The organism is Kitasatospora sp. MAP12-44 (genome assembly GCF_029892095.1).
Classification (GTDB): domain Bacteria; phylum Actinomycetota; class Actinomycetes; order Streptomycetales; family Streptomycetaceae; genus Kitasatospora.
The window spans coordinates 27,009-44,184 of sequence record NZ_JARZAE010000004.1 but is presented as its reverse complement, the minus strand read 5'-3'; the positions used below and the strand labels follow the sequence as shown (position 1 = coordinate 44,184).

The window sequence follows — 17,176 nt, the reverse complement described above, 5'->3', positions numbered from 1 at the left end:
GCTCTCACTCCTCACTCGCGCGGCGGCTGAGCCAGAGGTAGCCGCCCGCGAAGCCGGACAGGACCAGCAGGAGCAGCACGCCCAGCGCGCAGGCGCTGCCGTAGTTGTTGTAGGCGAAGGCGTACTGGTAGATCAGGTAGACCACCGAGGTGGTGTTGTTCGCGGCGCCGGTGATCACGTAGGGCTCCATGAAGACCTGCGCGGTGCCGATGATCTGCAGCAGCAGCATCAGTGAGAGCACCAGGCGGGTCTGCGGCACCGTCACGTGCCAGATCCGGCGCAGCAGGCCGGCGCCGTCGATCTCGGCAGCCTCGTACAGCTCGCCGGGAATGCCCTGCAGCGCGGCCAGGTAGATCAGCACCGTGCCGCCCATGTTGATCCAGGTGGAGAACATCACCAGGCAGAGCACCGCCAGTGCGTGCGAGGACTGCAGCCACTGCACGCTCGGCAGGTGCAGCGCGTGCAGCAGGGCGTTGAACAGGCCGCTGCTGTCCGGGGTGTAGAACCAGCGCCAGAGGAAGGCCGCCGCGACCGGCGGCATCATCACCGGCAGGTAGACCAGCAGCCGGAAGTAGGAGCGGGCGTGCCGCAGTTCGTTGATGACGACCGCGGTGCAGAACGGCACCGCGTAGCCGAGGACGAGGGCGAAGAGGGTGAATAGGCCGGTGGTCCGCCAGGCGCTCCAGAAGTCGGGATCGGCCAGGATGTGCCGGTAGTTGCGCAGCCCCACCCAGGTGGTCCGGCCCGCGAAGTTGGTCTTCTGGAAGCTCATGACCACTTCACGGATCATCGGGTACCAGGAGAAGAGCGCGAAGCAGCTGATCGCCCCGGCCAGGAACAGGTAGGCCGTCGTGTTGCGGCGCAGTTCGCGGCCCAGGGAGCCGCGCGGCCGGCCCGAACGGGCGGCCCGGGCGGCATCCGCGGCCACGGCGCGGGTCAGGTTGAGCGTCGCCATGGTGGAGTCCGGTCCCTACTGCTGGGCGTTGCTCAGGATCGAGTCGGTCTGCGCCTTGAAGGTGTCCAGCAGGTGTTGGAGGTTGGCGTTCGGGTCGGTCAGCGCGGCGTTCATCGCCTTGTCCCCCTGGGCGTAGACGGCCTGCGCCTGCGGCGGCTCGACCAGCAGCTTCATCGACGGCAGCGCGGCGACATAGGAGGCGAAGTTCTGGGTGGGCAGGTTGGCGTACTTGGCCATGGTGGCCGCGTCGGCGGCGGCCGTGGCACCGCTCCACAGGTCCGGCTCGGGCAGGCCGACCGGCTCCTTCTCACCGGCCTTGCGCGCGTAGTCGAACTGGCCGATGCCCGAGGTCAGGAACTCGTAGTCGATGAACTTGATGCCGGCCTGGATCTGGGCGGGGGTGTCCTTCTTGTTGAACATGTACCCGTCGCCGCCGACCAGGGTCGCCGTCCTGCCGGGCATCGGGCCCACCGCCAGTCCGTCGTAGGCGGTGCCGTACTGGTCGTGCATGGTGGTCAGGGTGACCGGGTCGCCGACGTACATGCCGAGCTTGCCGGTGGCCATCATCTGCAGCAGGTCGTTGTACTGCAGGCCCTGCTTGGTGCCCATCGCGTTGTCGGTGAAGCGCAGCTTGTGCAGGAACTGCAGCACGGCCAGGCCATTGGCGTCGTCGAAGGCGGCGGACTTGCCGTCGGGCGTGACCACGGTGCCGCCGCGCGAGTAGAGCTCGGCGGCGAAGTGCCAGCCGCCCGTGTTGGCGGCGCTGTAGTCGGCGTAGCCGACGGTGCCGTTGCCCAGCCTGGCGATCGCGATGGCGTCGGCCTCGACCTGGTCCCAGCTGGTGGGCGGGGAGTTGGGGTCGAGCCCGGCCTGCTGGAAGAGCGTCTTGTTGTAGACCAGGCCGAGGCTGTAGTTGCCCTTGGGGATGCCGTACAGGTCGCCGGAACCATCCTTGCGGTAGATGTCCAGCAGCGAGGACTGGATGTCGGACAGCCCGTGGATCTGCCCGGCGTACTTCTGGATGTCGGCAGCCTGGCCCGAACTCACCACGTTGGCACCGTCGGTGAAGTACGTGTAGAAGACGTCGTCAGTCTTGCCGCTGGCCAGCTTGGCGTTGAAGGTCGCGGGGTCGTCGCACGGGTTGGTGTCGTCGCCGTTGACGGTGATGTCCGGGTTGAGCTTCTCGAAGGCGGCGACGTCGGCCAGCCAGTTGGCCCGTGGCTGGGCCTGCGAGGTGGGCGGCTCGCAACCGACGCTGATCGTGACCTTGCCGCCGTCTCCGCCCGCGGCGGAGCTGCTGCCCGAGCTGCCGCACGCGCCGGCGGTCAGGGCAAGGCCCGCCGAGAAGGCGATGGCGAGGGTGATCCGGGCTCTGCTGCCCGCTGACTTACCGGTCATCTGAGCTCCCCTGGTGTTGAGGTTCGCTGCGAAGCCGCCAACTGCCGTTCCCCACCGACTGCCTGACTGCGGCTCGGTGTGCACCGGCGACGCCTCGGGGCCGGCGGCTTCGACCCCCTGGGCCCTCGCGGCCGTGGTGCGGGCGGCCATTCGGGTCCGGCGTGCTGCCAAGTTACGACCCGGGAAACATGGCCGCAATAGGGAGACGCATTTACGCAAGAACCAGACAGGGCAAAGATCTTATTGCAGGGATCTACGCAAGGCAGCGCAGGTTCGTGACATAGTCTTGTCCTGTGACTCGTAGACTCGCGGAAGTTGCCAGCAGGGTCGGGGTGAGCGAGGCCACGGTGAGCCGTGTGCTGAACGGCAGGCCGGGCGTCTCGGATGCGACCAGGCAGGCCGTGCTGACCGCGCTCGATGTGCTCGGGTACGAGCGGCCCAGCCAACTGCGCGGCGTCCGGGCACGGTTGGTCGGCCTGGTGCTGCCCGAACTGCAGAACCCGATCTTCCCGGCGCTGGCCGAGGTGGTCGGCGGTGCACTGGTCCAGCTCGGCTACACCCCGCTGCTCTGCACCCGCTCTGCGGGCGGGCTGACCGAGGCCGAGTACGTGACCATGCTGCTCGACCAGCAGGTCTCCGGTGTGGTGTTCTGCGGCGGGCTGAGCGCCGAGGAGCACCGGCAACTGCTGGGCCGGGGCGTGCCGGTGGTGCTGCTCAACGCGGCCGTCGACCACGCCGGCTTCCCCCAGGTCTCCACCGACGACGGCTCGGCCGTCGAGCAGGCCTTCGGTCATCTGCGCGCGCTCGGTCACCATCGGATCGCCCTGATGGTCGGCGCCGAGGGACACATCCCCTCGAAGCGCAAGATCGCCGCCTTCACCGCACTGGCCGACCGCGCGGGACTGGACCTGACCAGGCGGATCGGCCACGCACTGTTCTCCTTCGAGGGCGGCCAGGCCACCGCCGGCGAACTGCTCAAGGCGGGTGCGACCGGCCTGATCTGCGGCAGCGACATCCTGGCGCTCGGCGCGATCCGAGCGGCCCGCCGGGCCGGACTCGACGTCCCCGGCGACGTGTCGGTGATCGGCTACGACGACTCCGCCTTCATGAACTACACCGACCCGCCGCTGACCACCCTGCGTCAGCCGATCGACGCGATGGCCAAGGCCGCCGTCGCCCTGCTCATCAATCAGATCCAGGGCGGCCCGCCCACACCCAAGGAACTGCTGCACGCTCCCGAACTCGTGGTCCGCGGTTCCACCGCCCCGGTGCCGGTTCGGATCGCGCAAGAACCGAACCACGGATAGCGGTTCCTTTCGCTTCGGATACCGAGGATCGGGCGCCCGGGGCCCCGCGCCGGGCGCCCAAGGACCGCAGCCGCGCAGGTCAGCGGCGTGCCGTCGAGACGAAAGCCGCGATTGCACCGCACCGCGATCACGGCCGACGGCAGTCGACTCACCGTCAGACACCGCACTGGTTATCTCTTTTCTTCTTTCACGCGGAATATTGCGGAGATTTGTCGGCAGGTCTACCGTGCCGGTGAGTTCGCTGCGCTTCTCTCACCTCCTCGGGAGCGTCATGTCCGTCTCGACCTTCGGCAGATCACGTTTCACGCCGGTACCCGTCGTCCTGCTCACCCTCCTCGCCCTGCTGCTCGCGTTCGCCACCTGGTCGGTCACCTCGGCTTCGGCCTCCAGCACCGTCTATGAGGCTTCGAGCGCCGCGCTGTCCGGCGGCGCGGTGGTCGCGAGTGACCACACCGGCTACACCGGTACCGGCTTCGTCGCCGGGTACACCGACGGCAACAAGGGCACCGCCGACACCGTCTTCACCGTCAACGCCGCCGGCGCCGGGGCCTACACCTCCACGCTGCGCTACGCCAACGGCACCACCGCCACCATGACGCTCTCGCTCTACGTCAACGGCGGCAAGACCACCCAGCTCTCGCTGCCCGCCACGGCCGACTGGAACACCTGGACCACCCTGCCCGCCACGGTCCAGCTGAGCGCCGGCAGCAACACCATCGGCTACAAGTTCGACACCACCGACAGTGGCAACGTCAACCTCGACAACCTCACCCTGGCCCCGATCCCGCCGCCCCCACCCGGCCAGTACGAGGCTTCGAGCGCCGCGCTGTCCGGCGGCGCGGTGGTCGCGAACGACCACACCGGCTACACCGGTGCCGGGTTCGTCGCCGGGTACACCGACGGCAACAAGGGCACCGCCGACACCGTCTTCACCGTCAACGCCGCGAACGCCGGCCCGACCCCGGTGGCACTGCGCTACGCCAACGGCACCACCGCCACCATGACGCTCTCTGTCTACGTCAACGGCAACAAGATCCAGCAGGACCAACTCCCGGCCACCGCCGACTGGAACACCTGGACCACCGTCACCGACAACCTCCCCCTGAACGCGGGCGGCAACACGATCGGCTACAAGTTCGACACCACCGACAGTGGCAACGTCAACCTCGACAGCATCACCGTCACGTCCTCGGGCAGCTCCTCCGGGGGCGGCGGCTCCGGCGGGCAGCAGTACCAGGCGGCCACCGCCTTCTACACCGGCGGCCCGTCCGTGGCCACCTCGATCCCCGGCTACACCGGCACCGGCTACCTGACCGGCTTCACCACCCAGGGCGCACTCGTAGACCTCACCGTCGACGTGCCGTCAGCCGGCAGCTACCCCGTCACCCTGACCTACGCCAACACCACCGGCAGCCCGCAGACGATCTCGCTCCAGCTGAACGGGGTCAGGAACGGGCAACTCAGCCTGCCCGCCGGCAGCAGCTGGCTGACCACCGCGCAGAACCTCACGCTGCGCTCGGGCGTCAACCTGATCGGTTACCAGACCGACCCCGGTGACAGCGGCAACCTCGCCATCAACAACGTCGCAGTCAACGGCGGCACCGCGCTCGCCGTGCAGGGCGCGACCATGCCCTACACGGAGTACCAGGCCGCGTCCGCGCAGACCAACGGCACCGTGCTGCCGTACAGCACCACCTACCCGAGCCTGCAAGCCGAGTCGACGGACCGACAGGCCGTCCAACTCACCTCCACCGGCCAGTACGTGCAGTTCACCCTCACCAAGCCGGCCAACTCGATCGTGCTGCGCTACTCGATCCCCGACAACTCCGACGGCTCCACCGCCACCGCCCCGCTGGCGCTCTACGCGGGCGGCACCAAGATCCAGGACCTGAGCCTCACCACCCAGTACTCCTGGCTCTACGGCGGCGGCTACTACGACACCCACACGCCCAGCAGCGGCCCCGCCCACCACTTCTTCGACGAGACCCGCGCGCTGATCGGCAGCTGGCCCGCCGGCACCGTGCTGAAGCTGCAGAAGGACGCGGCCGACACCGCCGCCTCCTACACCATCGACGTGGTCGACACCGAGCAGGTCGACCCGGCCTTCACCATGCCCAGCGGCTACGTCCCCGTCACGAACTACGGTGTCACCCCGAACAGCGGCGCCGACCAGACCGCCGCCATCAACAGCGCGCTCGCCGCCGTCTCCGGCACCGGCCAGGGCCTCTGGTTCCCGGCCGGCACCTACCTGATCTCCGGTCAGCTCAGCCTGGACAACGTCGCGATGCGCGGCGCGGGGGAGTGGTACACCACGATCCAGTCCACCGCGCCCAACGGCGCGGGCGGCCTGATGGCCACCGGCGGCACCAACCAGGTTGCCGACCTGACCATCGCCGGCGACCAGACCTTCCGCAACAACGACTCCGGCGCGGCCGGCATCGAGGGCAACTTCGGCTCCGGATCCCTGATCTACGACGTGTGGATCGAGCACACCAAGGTCGGCATCTGGACCGACTCCGCCAACGGCCTCTACGTGGACGGGACCCGGATCCGCGACGTCTTCGCCGACGGCCTGCACTTCAACGGCGGCACCTTCAACTCCCGCGCCGACCAGTCGGTGGTGCGCAACACCGGCGACGACGAACTCGCCCTGACCACCCAGAACGGCAACGTCACCGGCTGCGTACTCGCCAACAACACGGTGAGCAGCCCTATCCAGGCCAACGGCATCGGCGTCTACGGCGGCGCGAACAACACCGTCGAGAACAACCTCGTCTCCGACACCGTCGCCTTCGGCTCCGGCATCACCCTGAGCACCGCGTTCGGCGCGGGCTTCTCCGGGCCCACCACCGTCAGCGGCAACGCCCTGATCCGGGCCGGCTCGTACAACACCAACTGGAACTCCTCGCTCGGCGCCCTGTGGATCTACGCCAACCAGGACGACATCACCCAGCCGATCACCGTGCAGAACAACACCATCAGCAAAGCCAGTTACCAGGGTGTGCTGCTCAGCTACGCCAAGCAGATCAGCAACCTGACCCTCGACCACCTGGCCATCAGCGGCGCCGGCACGTACGGCATCGACATCTCCGACGTGACCGGCAGCCTGACCGCGAACTACGTCACCGTCACCGGCGCAGCCTCCGGCGGCCTCAACAACACCGGCGGCTACACCGTCAACCGCGGCCCGGGCGACAGCGGCTTCTAGCCGTTCGCCGAACCACATGGTCAGCTCCACGCCGGTCGGCGTGGAGTTGACCATCCAGGGCTCGCACAGGGCCACCGCTGCAACGGACAACGCCGCGAATAGCCGCCACCCGACCCCGCCCTCCTCCGCTCCGCTCCGCTCCCGGGCCGACGACAGCCATGAGTTCGGCCACGACGCCAAACCGGCGGATCGACACCACCACCACCACCACAGCGACGGGCATGCAATGATCGTTGATCACAGCGGACGAGTCACAGAGCGGCGCCATCAACCCATACAGGCCAAACCTGCCGGCGAGGCCAGCGCCGGTGCTGCACAGGGAGCTGACCGCCGCAGCACACGGTCCAGAACCTCACCAGCACGTGACAATCAGTCGGCCGACGACCCGCGCGCCAGGACGGCACTCGCACATGAGCGTTGATTCCGGCCTCTTCGGCCCCTCATCCGTGACCTGGCATCTCCACGCCGACCCAGCGATGTGGATCGGGGGGATCAGCGCCCTCCACCTGCAGGCGCTGCACCCCCTCGCAGCCATGGGCATCGTGCAGAACTCATCATTCGAAGAAGACCCCCTCGGCCGACTCGTGAGCACTGGCTCCTTCATCGTGCAGACGACTTGGGGGACGCGAGCAGAGGCGGAGCAAGCCGGAGCCCGGGTCCGTGCCGTCCATGCACGTATGAGGATCCACGAACCGAGCACCGGCAGAATCCACCGCCTGGACTCCCCGGACCTCCTGCTCTGGGTGCACTGCGCCCTCACCAGGTCCAACCTGCACGCCGTGCGGCGCGGCGGCCTGAAACTCACCTCCAGGCAGGCAGACCGCTACGTGCACGAGCAACGGACAATCGCGGCCCTGGTCGGCTTGGACCCCACCGACGCTCCCGGGACCACCGCCGACCTGGACGACTACCTGACCGGGATGCACGGGACACTGGCAGCATCCACGGAAGCCATGGTGACCACCGCTTCCTGTCCAGGCCGCCGCTCCACGGACTGCACAGAGCACTGCGCCCGGCATGGACCGCCGCCTCCCGCCTGGGCTACTCGATCATCCCTCCCGAGGCCCAGGCCATCTACAGGCGACCCGGACTACCTGCGCCCATGGCGACTGCGGCCCTACGCGCGGCCCGCTCCGCAGCCCTGCTGATTCCGCAGCAGAGGCGACTCGACTTCCCGGTTCCTCACTTGGGCCGGGCCATCGCACGACTCGGCCAGGCCGGCGTCCCCTCCAGCAACCGGCTGCGCAGCCTCGGCCTTGAGTGAAATAGTTCAGCATGATGATGCGCTGCTCGCATCCAGGATGGAGTAGGAAATGCAAGAAGTTGTCGGCTACATTGAAAAGCGGCGGAAGCAGTACGAAGCGCACGACTTTTTCGTCCGACTGCTGACCGACGAATCGCTGTCCGGGGAGAGGCGCCTCGCTTGGGCGCCGAGCGTCATCCCCTTCATCATGGGTTACTCCGACCTGAACAAATATGTCTTCCGCAAGGGTGAGGATGATCCTCAGGTCGAGCATCTGCAGGTCCTGTTGAATGCCCACACCTATGAAGAGGACTTTCATTGGCAGTGGCTGCTGAACGACCTGGGCAAGCTCGGGGCCGACAGTCGGATGTCGCTGTCGGACGCCACTCGTGTGTTGTGGGGAGCAGACTTCAAGCACTCCCGACGCCTGTGCCTCGAACTGGCATCGCTTGCGTCCGACTCGCCGACATATGCCGTCTTCGCGATGGTCGAGGCTATCGAAGCCGTTTCGATCACGATCTTCAAGAACTGCCAGGGGATCACCGTGCAGGATGGGCGGGAATGCGAGTTCTTCGGCACGAAGCACTATGATGCGGAGGCGTCGCACAGTATCAAGTCGCCGGAAGTGGCCGCATCGAGCCTGCCGGATCTCGCTGCGATCCAGCGCGAAGAATCAAAGCTGATGGTGGATCGAGTCTTCTCGCTGTTCGACGACTGGTCCACGTCGCTTCTGCAGTTCGCGGCCGAGAACGAAGTGCATGCCCTTGCCTACGAGAGGATGGTGCGGCAAAGCAAAGAAATTCAACCGGAGACCGGCGCCGCCAGATGACGGGAACTTTAAGCATTGAACCATTCCGCGCGGGGCTGAGGCTTTCTTGGCGGACACCCCACACCGACGAGGACGGGCGACGTACGGCCGTCATCGCCCTCGAACCACCGCAGCCTCGGCGCCGGGGCTGGAGTGACCCTCTGGCTTCCTGAGGCCGGCACCGGCGGGGTCCGCTGCGGATCGCCGCGTAGGCGCCACAGCCCGTAGACGCCGAAGCCGATCGGGACCAGCCCTGGTCGAGGAGGAGACGAGACTGCTGCCGCCGGGTCCGTCGAGGGCTCGCGGCATCGCCCTGCGGGCGTCCGCCGCGGTCGGTGAGCTCAAGAACCGTCCGTCCCTGCTGCGCGCAGCGGTCCGGAAACTGCAGCGGTGCGACGACCTGGTGGAGGAGGCCGCCGCCCTGGCCGACCTCGGGTTCGCCTACCAGAGCCCCGGCGACAACAAGCGGTCGCGGGGGATGATGAACCGCGCCTGGCACGGCGCGAAACGCTGCGGCGCCGAGCCGTTGTGCCGGGAGCTGTCCGGCATGTTCCCGCCGCGTCCCGGCCACGCGTGGGAGGCGAGCGGTGCCGTCGCTGCGCCGGTGGCTGAGGCGCTTCCCGAAGGGCTCAGCGAGGCGGAGTTGCGGGTGGCCTCACTCGCCGCGATGGGGCACACCAATCGCGAGATCTCACGTGAGCTGTTCATCACGGTCAGCACGGTCGAACAGCACCTGACCCGCGTCTACCGCAAACTCAACGTGGGCAAGCGGGGCCAACTCCTGGACCGCCTGGGCCTCGCGGTCCCCGGCGGCGCCGCGACCGCGTGAGCCCGCCCGGCCCGGCGCCGGCTTGACCGTGCAGGGCCGGCCGCGCGCGGTCGGGTCAGGCCGGGAGCCTGGGGGAGAGCGGGGGCGGGATCCAGGGGTCGGTGCGGTGCTTGGTGGAGGTGACGCCGTGTTCGTCGTGGAGGTGTTCGGGGATCGCGTACTGCATGACCCGGCCGCGGGTCAGCGAGCTGAGTTCGAAGCGGGTGGTGAGGTCGCCGAGGCGGTCCAGCGCCCAGGCCCCGAGCGGGGAGGAGTCCTCGATGCGCTCCAGGATGCCGAGCAGGGTGGGCGTGAGGGTGATGGCCGTGTCCCAGGGGGAGCGCGGGACTTGGAGCCAGTCGGCGCAGGTGTCGCCGATCAGGTAGCGGATCAGGGCGGGGACGACCGGGTCGAGCAGGGTGCCGGGGACGACCCCCTCGTAGAGGTCGATGAGCTGGCGGGTGAGGGCGGCGCCTTCCGCGGAGGGGCCCATGTGGCGGGCCATGTAGAGGTCGGAGAAGTCGCGTGCCTCGGTGAGGTCCGCGGGTGCGGCCGAGGCGTCGACGCCGAGGATGGCGCCGACCACCCGCCAGGCGTAGAAGTAGGCGTCGGCGCCCTCGTTGGAGATGTGGATGCCCATGCGGTGCAGAGCGTCCAGCACCTGGACGGAGAACATCATCTGGCCGCCGATCATGTCCTCCTGGCAGATCGGCACGCCGAGGGCGGCTTCGTCCCAGTGGTTCTCGCGGCGCAGGTGGTGGCGGATCGAGGCGTGCAGCAGGCGGACCTTCTGGGCGGCCGGCAGGAACCTGCCGCCGGCCTCGAAGGCGTCGGGTCGCATCAGGTAGAGGGTGAACTGGCCGGTCTCGGCCATCCGCTTGGACGGATAGTCCAGCGAGTGCGTCGCGCTGAGGAGCTTGGCGACGTGCGGGACGACGTAGCAGGCGGGCATCGAGGCGAAGGAGAGCGCGGTGGAGATGTGGACGTTGTTGCGGAGGAAGAAGAGCCGGGCCTTCTCCATCTGGTCCCAGTCGACCCACTCGGGAGGGGCCGCGGTGGCGTGCAGGTAGTCGAGGGCCTCGTCGGGGACGTCGTCGGGCAGCGGTTGGCCGGTCTGGGCGAACCAGCGCATCAGGGCGTTGAACCTGCCGATGTCACCGCGCTCGAACAGCGCGTCCACCACGGAGTCGGCGAGCAGGTCGCCCTTCAGGCGCAGGGCGTCCATAGCTTCGGGTGTCACGGTCATGGGAGTGGCCCCTCGTTCGGTGTCTGCGGTAGCCGCGGTAGCCGCGGCGGGAGTTCGGTGGGAGTTCGGTGTCAGGAGGTGCGGGCCGTCGCGGCGGAGACCAGGTCGGCGAGCGCCCCCGCGGCCTGAGCGGGGAGCACGGTCCGGTCGAGGGCGTTGCACGCGGCGGCCGCCCGTTCGATGATCATCTCTTCGATGCGGCCGCGGGCACCGGAGCGGACCATGATCTCCCGCAGCTCGTCCAGTTCGGCCGCGTTGAGGTTGCGGCGGCCGAGCACAGCCCGCAGCCGTGCACGGTCGGCGGGTGTGGCCCCGGTGAGGGCGAGGGCGAGCAGCGCGGTGGGCTTGGCGCCGGCGAGGTCGTCGAGGTTGGACTTCCCGGTGTTCCGCGGATCGCCGAAGACGCCGAGCAGGTCGTCACGTAGCTGGAACGCCTCGCCAAGGGGCACGCCGTAGGCGGTGAAGACAGCCAGGAGTGCGGGCGATCCGCCGCCGAGCCGGGCGCCCAGGTGCAGCGGGTGCTCGACGGTGTACTTCGCGGTCTTGTACCGGATGATCTCAAGTGAGCTCTCCGCGCTCGGTGTTGTCCCGGTGCGCAGGATCTCCAGGCACTCCCCGGCGACCAGCTCGCGGGCAAGAGTGGCCCACAGCGGGCGGGCCCGCGCGAGATAGGCGGCGGGCAGTCCGCAGGTGGCGAACAGCTGCCCGGCCCAGGACATCAGCAGGTCACCGACCAGCATCGCCAACGACCTGCCCTGGGCCTCGCGTTCGGGTCCCTCGGCGACGGCGTGCCGTAGGGCCTGGTGCGCGGTGGGCGCGCCGTGGCGGATCGGGCTGTCGTCGATCAGGTCGTCGTGGACCACGGCCGCCGCGTGCACCAGCTCCATCGCCGCCGCTGCCCGGACCAGCGCCGCGCTGTCCGGCTGGCCGGTCGCCTGCCAGCCCCAGTAGGTGAACGCGGCGCGCAACCGCTTGCCATCCGCCACCGCGCCACGCAACTGCTCGGCCACCGGTTCCAGTTCGCCGTCGACGGCGACCAGCAGCTCGGTCTCCTGCTGGACGAAGGCGCGCAGGACCTCGTCCACCCGTGACTTGAGCGCCGACGCCGACGGCAGCTCAGGCATCGGAGGACGGCCTGCGGGCCGCCGCAGCGCGCCGCGCCACGGCCTCCAGGTGGGACTCGGTGGCGGGGGCCAGGCGGCCCAGCAGCAGCTCGCCGCGCGCCCGCAGGTCCTCCTGCCCGTCCGCGACCACCTCGCGCAGATCGGAGCGACCCAGCACGCCGCGCGTCAAGCGCAGCAACCCCTCTGCCTGTTCGAGTCCCAGGTCGACGACACCGGCCAGGATCCGGACCGCATCGGACCCCCGATCAGCGCGCACTCCCGATGCGTCCTGTGCAGGCATGAGAACCCCACCCTCCCCGGAAAGCACAGGCGCCGCGCCGCTCCGCCGGACGGCGGCGCGCGGAGCCCGCGAGCACCGGTGGTCCTTCCCCGGTGTGGAACGAGGCACTCAGAAGTCAGCCGAACCAGTGAAGAGTTGACAGCCCACGTCGATATGGGGTCGGTCTGTGCTAGGGGGATGGGGACGGAATGCGAGCGAAACGTGCCACGGCCTTGTTCCACCGCTGGTCGGCCGAAGACCCACGGTCGACTCATGCCTCGTAGGTGAGCGCCCTCCGCAGATGGAAGTCCGCGACGTCGAGCATCCACTCCCGGTTCGGGACGTCACCCTCGGCGATGCGAAGCGGGCCGCCGACCAGGTCCAGGTGCATGACGTACTGGTAATACCTCACGCGCCGCGGATCGAGGTCCGGGTTGCGGAGCGCCGCGTAGTGCGGGCCGAAGCGCATCCGCATCCAGCAGTGCTCCACTTCGATGTCGGTGTACATCAGGCCCTCGATGTCGATGATGACGGGCTCCCCGTCCGGCCCGACGAGCGTGTGTTCCGCGCAGAGCTCGCCGTGGACCACGCCGAGCTCTGCGCGCGGTTCGAGTGCGGCGTGCAGGGTGCGGAGCTTCTCCTCCAGCATCGCCTCGCCTTCGGCCGCGCGGGCGTCGCGGGGCACGGCGGTGGCGATGTGCACCAGCGCGCGCTCCAGGTAGGCCTGCTCGCAGGTCGTATCCGGCGGCGTGCCCCCACCGTCGATCCACGCCACCCGCCCGAACGTGGGCGCGCGGTAGGCGTGCATGCGCCGAAGCATGTCCGCGAGCTGCGCGAGCGTCTGCCGGCCGGCGTCCGGATCGCGTTCCAGCAGCGCCCCCAGCGTTCCGCCGCGGACGTCCTCCGCCACGGCGATGTCGGCCGGGTACAGCTCCTTGCTGCGGTCGGCGAGCAACAGCTGCGGCGAACGAGCTCCGACCGCTTCCAGTCGACGGGTGGCACCCTCGAAGAAGTCGATGCCGGAGGCGTGGGCGAACGGGTTCGACGGGTCGTCGTGGCCAGCCGGAAGCAGCCCGTCCCAGTAGTCTTCGTCGGCGTTCCAGACGTAGACGATCGTGCTCGTGGCGTCGTCCAGCGTGACGCGGTAGACGCCCTTCTTGGTGCCGTTGAGCAGGCGGTCGACGGTGGCGATGCGGCGGTCGGTGCCGAAGACCTCCCGCATCACCGGGGTCAGGGTTTCGACGTCGGCGAATTTTCGTTCAGCAGTCATTTCCGGTCCCCCTCTTGAGCGCCTGCGTCGATCCCAGCAAGCGGTTGCCAGCCTCCGCAGACGCGGACGCAGACGTGGACGCACCAGCATAGATGTCAGCCTGATGACGCAACCAGGGCAAGCGGAAGGGGGCCTCCTGGCGGCGCCGCGCTTACGTACACGTGCCTTCAGCGTCGTGGCAACTCCCATCGTGTAAAGGGCAGGCCGTCACGAGTCGTCCGCGATGCGGCGCTGCCGCTCCGGGACGCGCCGCGATCCCGTTTCTCCGTCACGATCGAAGACGTCGCCATCGACGGGACCTTCCCCTCCTCGGAGTTCGCGGAACGCGTCAAGGTTTGGGCCGCCGCGACGGTCGACGCGTGGAGCCGCGGCACGTGACCGAAAAAACCGTGGGCCCGCCGATCTCAGCGTTGCCTGGTTCCAGCCAGCACCGGAAGTACCGTCGGGCGAGGATGCTGATCTTGCGCTTCGCAGCGTTCGCTGGGAGGAGCTGGCCCAGGACTACGAGCTGTAGCGACGTGTGCTGGCCTGCGCGGCCAGCGCCGCTTGACGCGCGGGCGATCTGCTCGAGTATCGGGTTCACCGAGCTCCCTGCCACCCGCGTTCCCTCTCCGACACGGATCGTAGGCAGGTCGGCACCCAGCGCGCACGCAGAACAGACAACTACCCGAGGCGATGTGACGGACGATCAAGTCCGGCGATCACGCCCCTCTGCCAAGCGGCGTTGACGACCCCGCGCTATGCTCACGTCATCGGACGAATGTCGACGAAGTGGGGGACGACATGCCGGATTCGGAGCCGTTGGGCGGCGACCTGATCGCCCCGCACTCGACGCCGCCGGCGATCGACCCGACCGTGGCCACGTCGGCGCGCATCTACTCGTATCTGCTCGGCGGCGAGGATCACTTCCCGGCCGATCGCGCGGCCGCGGAGAAGGCCCTGGAGTCGATGCCGGCGTTGCGGGACTTCGCCCGCGTCAACCGCGCTTTCCTGACCCGCGCCGTACGGCACCTGGCGGAGATCGGCCTGGATCAGTTCCTGGATGTCGGCACCGGCCTGCCCGCCCCCGGCGGCACGGCCGAGACCGCGCTGTCGGTGCGGCCCGACGCGCGGATCGTCGGCGTCGACAACGATCCGATAGTCCTGGCGCACGCCCGCGCTCACGGCGAGGAGCCCGCGCCGTCAGGCGCGACGATTGTCGCCGGGGACGTCCGCCGGCCGGCGGAGATCCTGGAGAATCCCGAGGTACGCGGCCGCCTGGACTTCGACCGGCCCGTCGCGGTGCTGCTGGTCGCGGTCATGCACTTCGTCATCGACGAGGACGACCCCTACGGCGCGGTGCGCACCCTGATGGACGCCGTCGCCCCGGGCAGTGTGCTGGTGCTGTCGCAGGTGACCGCCGACCTGGACCCGGAAGGGATGCGCGCGACGGCGAAGGCCTACGCCCGATCGTCGGTGAAGACCGCCGCGCGAAGCGGCAAGGAGATCGCCGCGTTCTTCGACGGCCTGGAGCTGGTCGACCCCGGCCTGGTGGTGCTGTCGCAGTGGCGGCCGGACGAGCAGGTCCTCGCCGGGGACGACCGGATCGGGATGTACGGCGGAGTGGCGCTCAAGCCCTGAGTACCGGCTGGTACCGCCGCGGCGGTCGGCCCTGCTGCGGGCCCCGCTGGTCCCGGCCGGCTCCAGACGACACGCTGACGGATGATCAAGTCCAGCGATCATGTCCCTCTGTCAGTGTCGCGTTCCGTGGCCGCCAGGCGATCGCGCGGCCTGGCTATGCCGCGCACGGGTAGACCTGTCGACCCGTCGGCCAGGCCTCTTGTTCTCCCCGCTCCTGGGCCTCAGGGGCAGGAGCTGCCGCTCCAGCAGGGGCTGTAGCCGGGGGTGACGGGCGGCCGGGGTGTCGGTGGAGGCGGGGGAGGCGCCGTCTTGTAGGGGTTGACAACTGCTCCGAATTCTATTGGCCCTGTTCGGCTGGGCAGCTGGGCAGTGGCGTCAGCCGTCCGGGGGTGTGCGGGGCGTGCTGGTCCGCAATCCTGCGAACGGGGGAGCCGGGCCGGACTGCGAGTTCGACCTGTTCACGCCCCCGCGGGCAGCGCCGCGAGTGCGTCGATCTCGACCCGGAAGGCGGGATGGACCAGCCCGGCGACCTTGACCAGTGAACAGGCCGGCGGGCGGGCCGCGTCCAGGTACTCGTCGCGCACCTGACGGAAGGCGTCCAGGTCGTCCAGGTCGGTCAGATACACCGTCAGTTTGACCACGTGCTCCATCCCGGCACCTGCCGCTCCCAGCGCGGTGGCCAGGTTCGCGAAGACCTGCCGTACCTGGGCCTCGGCGTCCTCCTCGCCCACCAGGAGCCCCTGGGCGTTCACCGGGACCTGCCCGGAGACGGCGACCATGGGCCCGGCGAACACCACCGCATGGCTGTAGCCGTTGACCGGAGGGGTGCCGTCGGGCCGGACGAAGTGCTGCATCGTTTCTCCTTCACTCGGGTGGTGATCATCTCAAAGCGTCGGGTCGGTTGCACCGGCTTTCGGCGGTCCCGCCGGGCCGGGACGAGGGCGGTGAGCATCAGCGGCGACCAGGACTTCGCCGACCTGCCGCTCCCCGACCGGCTCCACCCGGACGCTGACGGACACCGGGGGTCTGTACGGTCTTCGGCTCTGTCCCGTAATCGGTGGTAACGAAGGGTGACGACCGTCGTTGGCATGGTGTGCGCGATGTCAATGAGCTTGTGGGTGTGGTGTTTTCGGGACTGTCGGCCCTGGTCATTGAGGACGTGATGGACGAGGGCGAGGTCATCCGGGTGTCGGCGCGGACTCGGGACGATCCGGTGCCGTGCCCGGTGTGCGGGCAGCCGACGGGGCGGGTGCATGGCTTCCACGGGCGGGTGGTCGCGGACGTGCCGGTGGACGGACGGCGGGTCGTGGCGTCGGTGCGGCTCCGGAGACTGGCGTGTCCGGTGCTCGGCTGCCCGCGGCAGACCTTCCGCGAGCAGGTTCCCGGCGTCGTGGAGCGCTACCAGCGTCGCACCAACCGTCTGGCCGACCAACTCGGATCCATGGTCAAGGAGTTAGCGGGCCGGGCGGGCGCCCGCCTCTCGCGTGTGCTGGCTTGCGCGATCTCCCGCTCGACCGCTCTGCGCCTTCTCCGCCGCATTCCGACACCGGTCGTGCGGATCCCACGGGTGATCGGGGTCGACGACTTCGCCCTCAAGCACCGGCACCGCTACGCAACAGTGATCATTGACGCCGAGACCGGAGAGCGGATCGACGTCCTGCCCGACCGCACCGCCCGGACTCTGGTCGCGTGGCTGCGCGAGCACCCCGGGGCCCAGTACGTCTGCCGCGACGGTTCCGGCTCCTACGGTGAGGCGATCCGCCAGGCCCTCCCCGAGGCGGTGCAGGTCAGCGACAGGTGGCAGTGCGCCATGAGGCGCCTTGTCGTATCCCCGATTCAGTCGGGAAGAATTTGGAGGGAGGTTCTTGGGTCCAATGGCTTACCTAATCCGGAAACGGTGAGGGGACCGCAGCATGCCAGGAAAGTGACG

At 69.0% G+C, this 17,176-nt stretch carries 14 protein-coding genes and 1 pseudogene; 8 read left to right on the top strand and 7 right to left on the bottom strand.

From position 1 onward, the window contains the following. Positions 1-4: 4 nt before the first annotated feature. Together P3T34_RS01250 and P3T34_RS01245 are read right to left on the bottom strand one after the other, a co-directional pair. Complete coding sequence (locus tag P3T34_RS01250; RefSeq protein ID WP_280664072.1) at positions 5-955, bottom strand: sugar ABC transporter permease; 951 nt, start codon at positions 953-955, stop codon at positions 5-7. 15 nt (positions 956-970) lie between these two features. Further along, complete coding sequence (locus P3T34_RS01245; protein ID WP_280664071.1) at positions 971-2,353, bottom strand: extracellular solute-binding protein; 1,383 nt, start codon at positions 2,351-2,353, stop codon at positions 971-973. Positions 2,354-2,646: 293 nt separating this feature from the next. Here P3T34_RS01245 and P3T34_RS01240 point away from each other — a divergent pair, with 293 nt between their 5' ends. From P3T34_RS01240 to P3T34_RS01220, 5 genes are all read left to right on the top strand, one after another. Beyond that, complete coding sequence (locus P3T34_RS01240) at positions 2,647-3,660, top strand: LacI family DNA-binding transcriptional regulator (RefSeq protein WP_280664070.1); 1,014 nt, start codon at positions 2,647-2,649, stop codon at positions 3,658-3,660. Positions 3,661-3,931: 271 nt separating this feature from the next. Next, the gene (locus tag P3T34_RS01235) at positions 3,932-6,868 is read left to right on the top strand and encodes a CBM35 domain-containing protein (protein ID WP_280664069.1); all 2,937 of its coding nucleotides are present in this window, start codon (positions 3,932-3,934) and stop codon (positions 6,866-6,868) included. 1,102 nt (positions 6,869-7,970) lie between these two features. Continuing rightward, positions 7,971-8,132 carry a hypothetical protein gene (locus P3T34_RS01230; RefSeq protein WP_280664068.1) on the top strand — a complete coding sequence of 54 codons (162 nt, stop codon included), beginning with the start codon at positions 7,971-7,973 and terminating at the stop codon, positions 8,130-8,132. 49 nt (positions 8,133-8,181) lie between these two features. Next, complete coding sequence (locus tag P3T34_RS01225) at positions 8,182-8,940, top strand: hypothetical protein (protein WP_280664067.1); 759 nt, start codon at positions 8,182-8,184, stop codon at positions 8,938-8,940. A 382-nt stretch (positions 8,941-9,322) separates the two neighbouring features. Beyond that, a complete protein-coding gene (locus P3T34_RS01220) occupies positions 9,323-9,748 on the top strand; it encodes a helix-turn-helix transcriptional regulator (protein WP_280664066.1) in 426 nt (141 codons plus the stop codon). 55 nt (positions 9,749-9,803) lie between these two features. Here the strand turns inward: P3T34_RS01220 and P3T34_RS01215 are convergent, their stop codons facing one another. The 4 genes from P3T34_RS01215 to P3T34_RS01200 form a co-directional block, all read right to left on the bottom strand. After that, positions 9,804-10,973 carry an oxygenase MpaB family protein gene (locus P3T34_RS01215; RefSeq protein ID WP_280664065.1) on the bottom strand — a complete coding sequence of 390 codons (1,170 nt, stop codon included), beginning with the start codon at positions 10,971-10,973 and terminating at the stop codon, positions 9,804-9,806. A 71-nt stretch (positions 10,974-11,044) separates the two neighbouring features. After that, positions 11,045-12,097 carry a polyprenyl synthetase family protein gene (locus P3T34_RS01210; protein WP_280664064.1) on the bottom strand — a complete coding sequence of 351 codons (1,053 nt, stop codon included), beginning with the start codon at positions 12,095-12,097 and terminating at the stop codon, positions 11,045-11,047. Continuing rightward, the gene (locus P3T34_RS01205; protein ID WP_280664063.1) at positions 12,090-12,377 is read right to left on the bottom strand and encodes a polyprenyl synthetase; all 288 of its coding nucleotides are present in this window, start codon (positions 12,375-12,377) and stop codon (positions 12,090-12,092) included. Before P3T34_RS01205 ends, P3T34_RS01210 begins: the two co-directional genes overlap by 8 nt. Positions 12,378-12,627: 250 nt before the next feature. Next, positions 12,628-13,626, bottom strand: coding sequence for a phosphotransferase (locus P3T34_RS01200; RefSeq protein ID WP_280664062.1), 999 nt, complete (start codon positions 13,624-13,626; stop codon positions 12,628-12,630). A gap of 30 nt (positions 13,627-13,656) precedes the next feature. Between P3T34_RS01200 and P3T34_RS01195 the strand changes: the two genes are divergently transcribed. Continuing rightward, the gene (locus P3T34_RS01195; RefSeq protein ID WP_280671764.1) at positions 13,657-14,004 is read left to right on the top strand and encodes a DUF5946 family protein; all 348 of its coding nucleotides are present in this window, start codon (positions 13,657-13,659) and stop codon (positions 14,002-14,004) included. Positions 14,005-14,409: 405 nt separating this feature from the next. Next, positions 14,410-15,246: an SAM-dependent methyltransferase gene (locus tag P3T34_RS01190; RefSeq protein WP_280664061.1), complete on the top strand. Its 837-nt coding sequence runs from the start codon at positions 14,410-14,412 to the stop codon at positions 15,244-15,246. Positions 15,247-15,704: 458 nt separating this feature from the next. Here P3T34_RS01190 and P3T34_RS01185 read toward each other — a convergent pair whose 3' ends face one another. Further along, positions 15,705-16,100, bottom strand: a complete 396-nt coding sequence (locus tag P3T34_RS01185; RefSeq protein ID WP_280664060.1) for a RidA family protein — start codon at positions 16,098-16,100, stop codon at positions 15,705-15,707. A gap of 269 nt (positions 16,101-16,369) precedes the next feature. Between P3T34_RS01185 and P3T34_RS01180 the strand changes: the two are divergent. Continuing rightward, a pseudogene (locus P3T34_RS01180) lies at positions 16,370-17,047 on the top strand (ISL3 family transposase); the annotation flags it as partial. Positions 17,048-17,176: the final 129 nt, after the last annotated feature.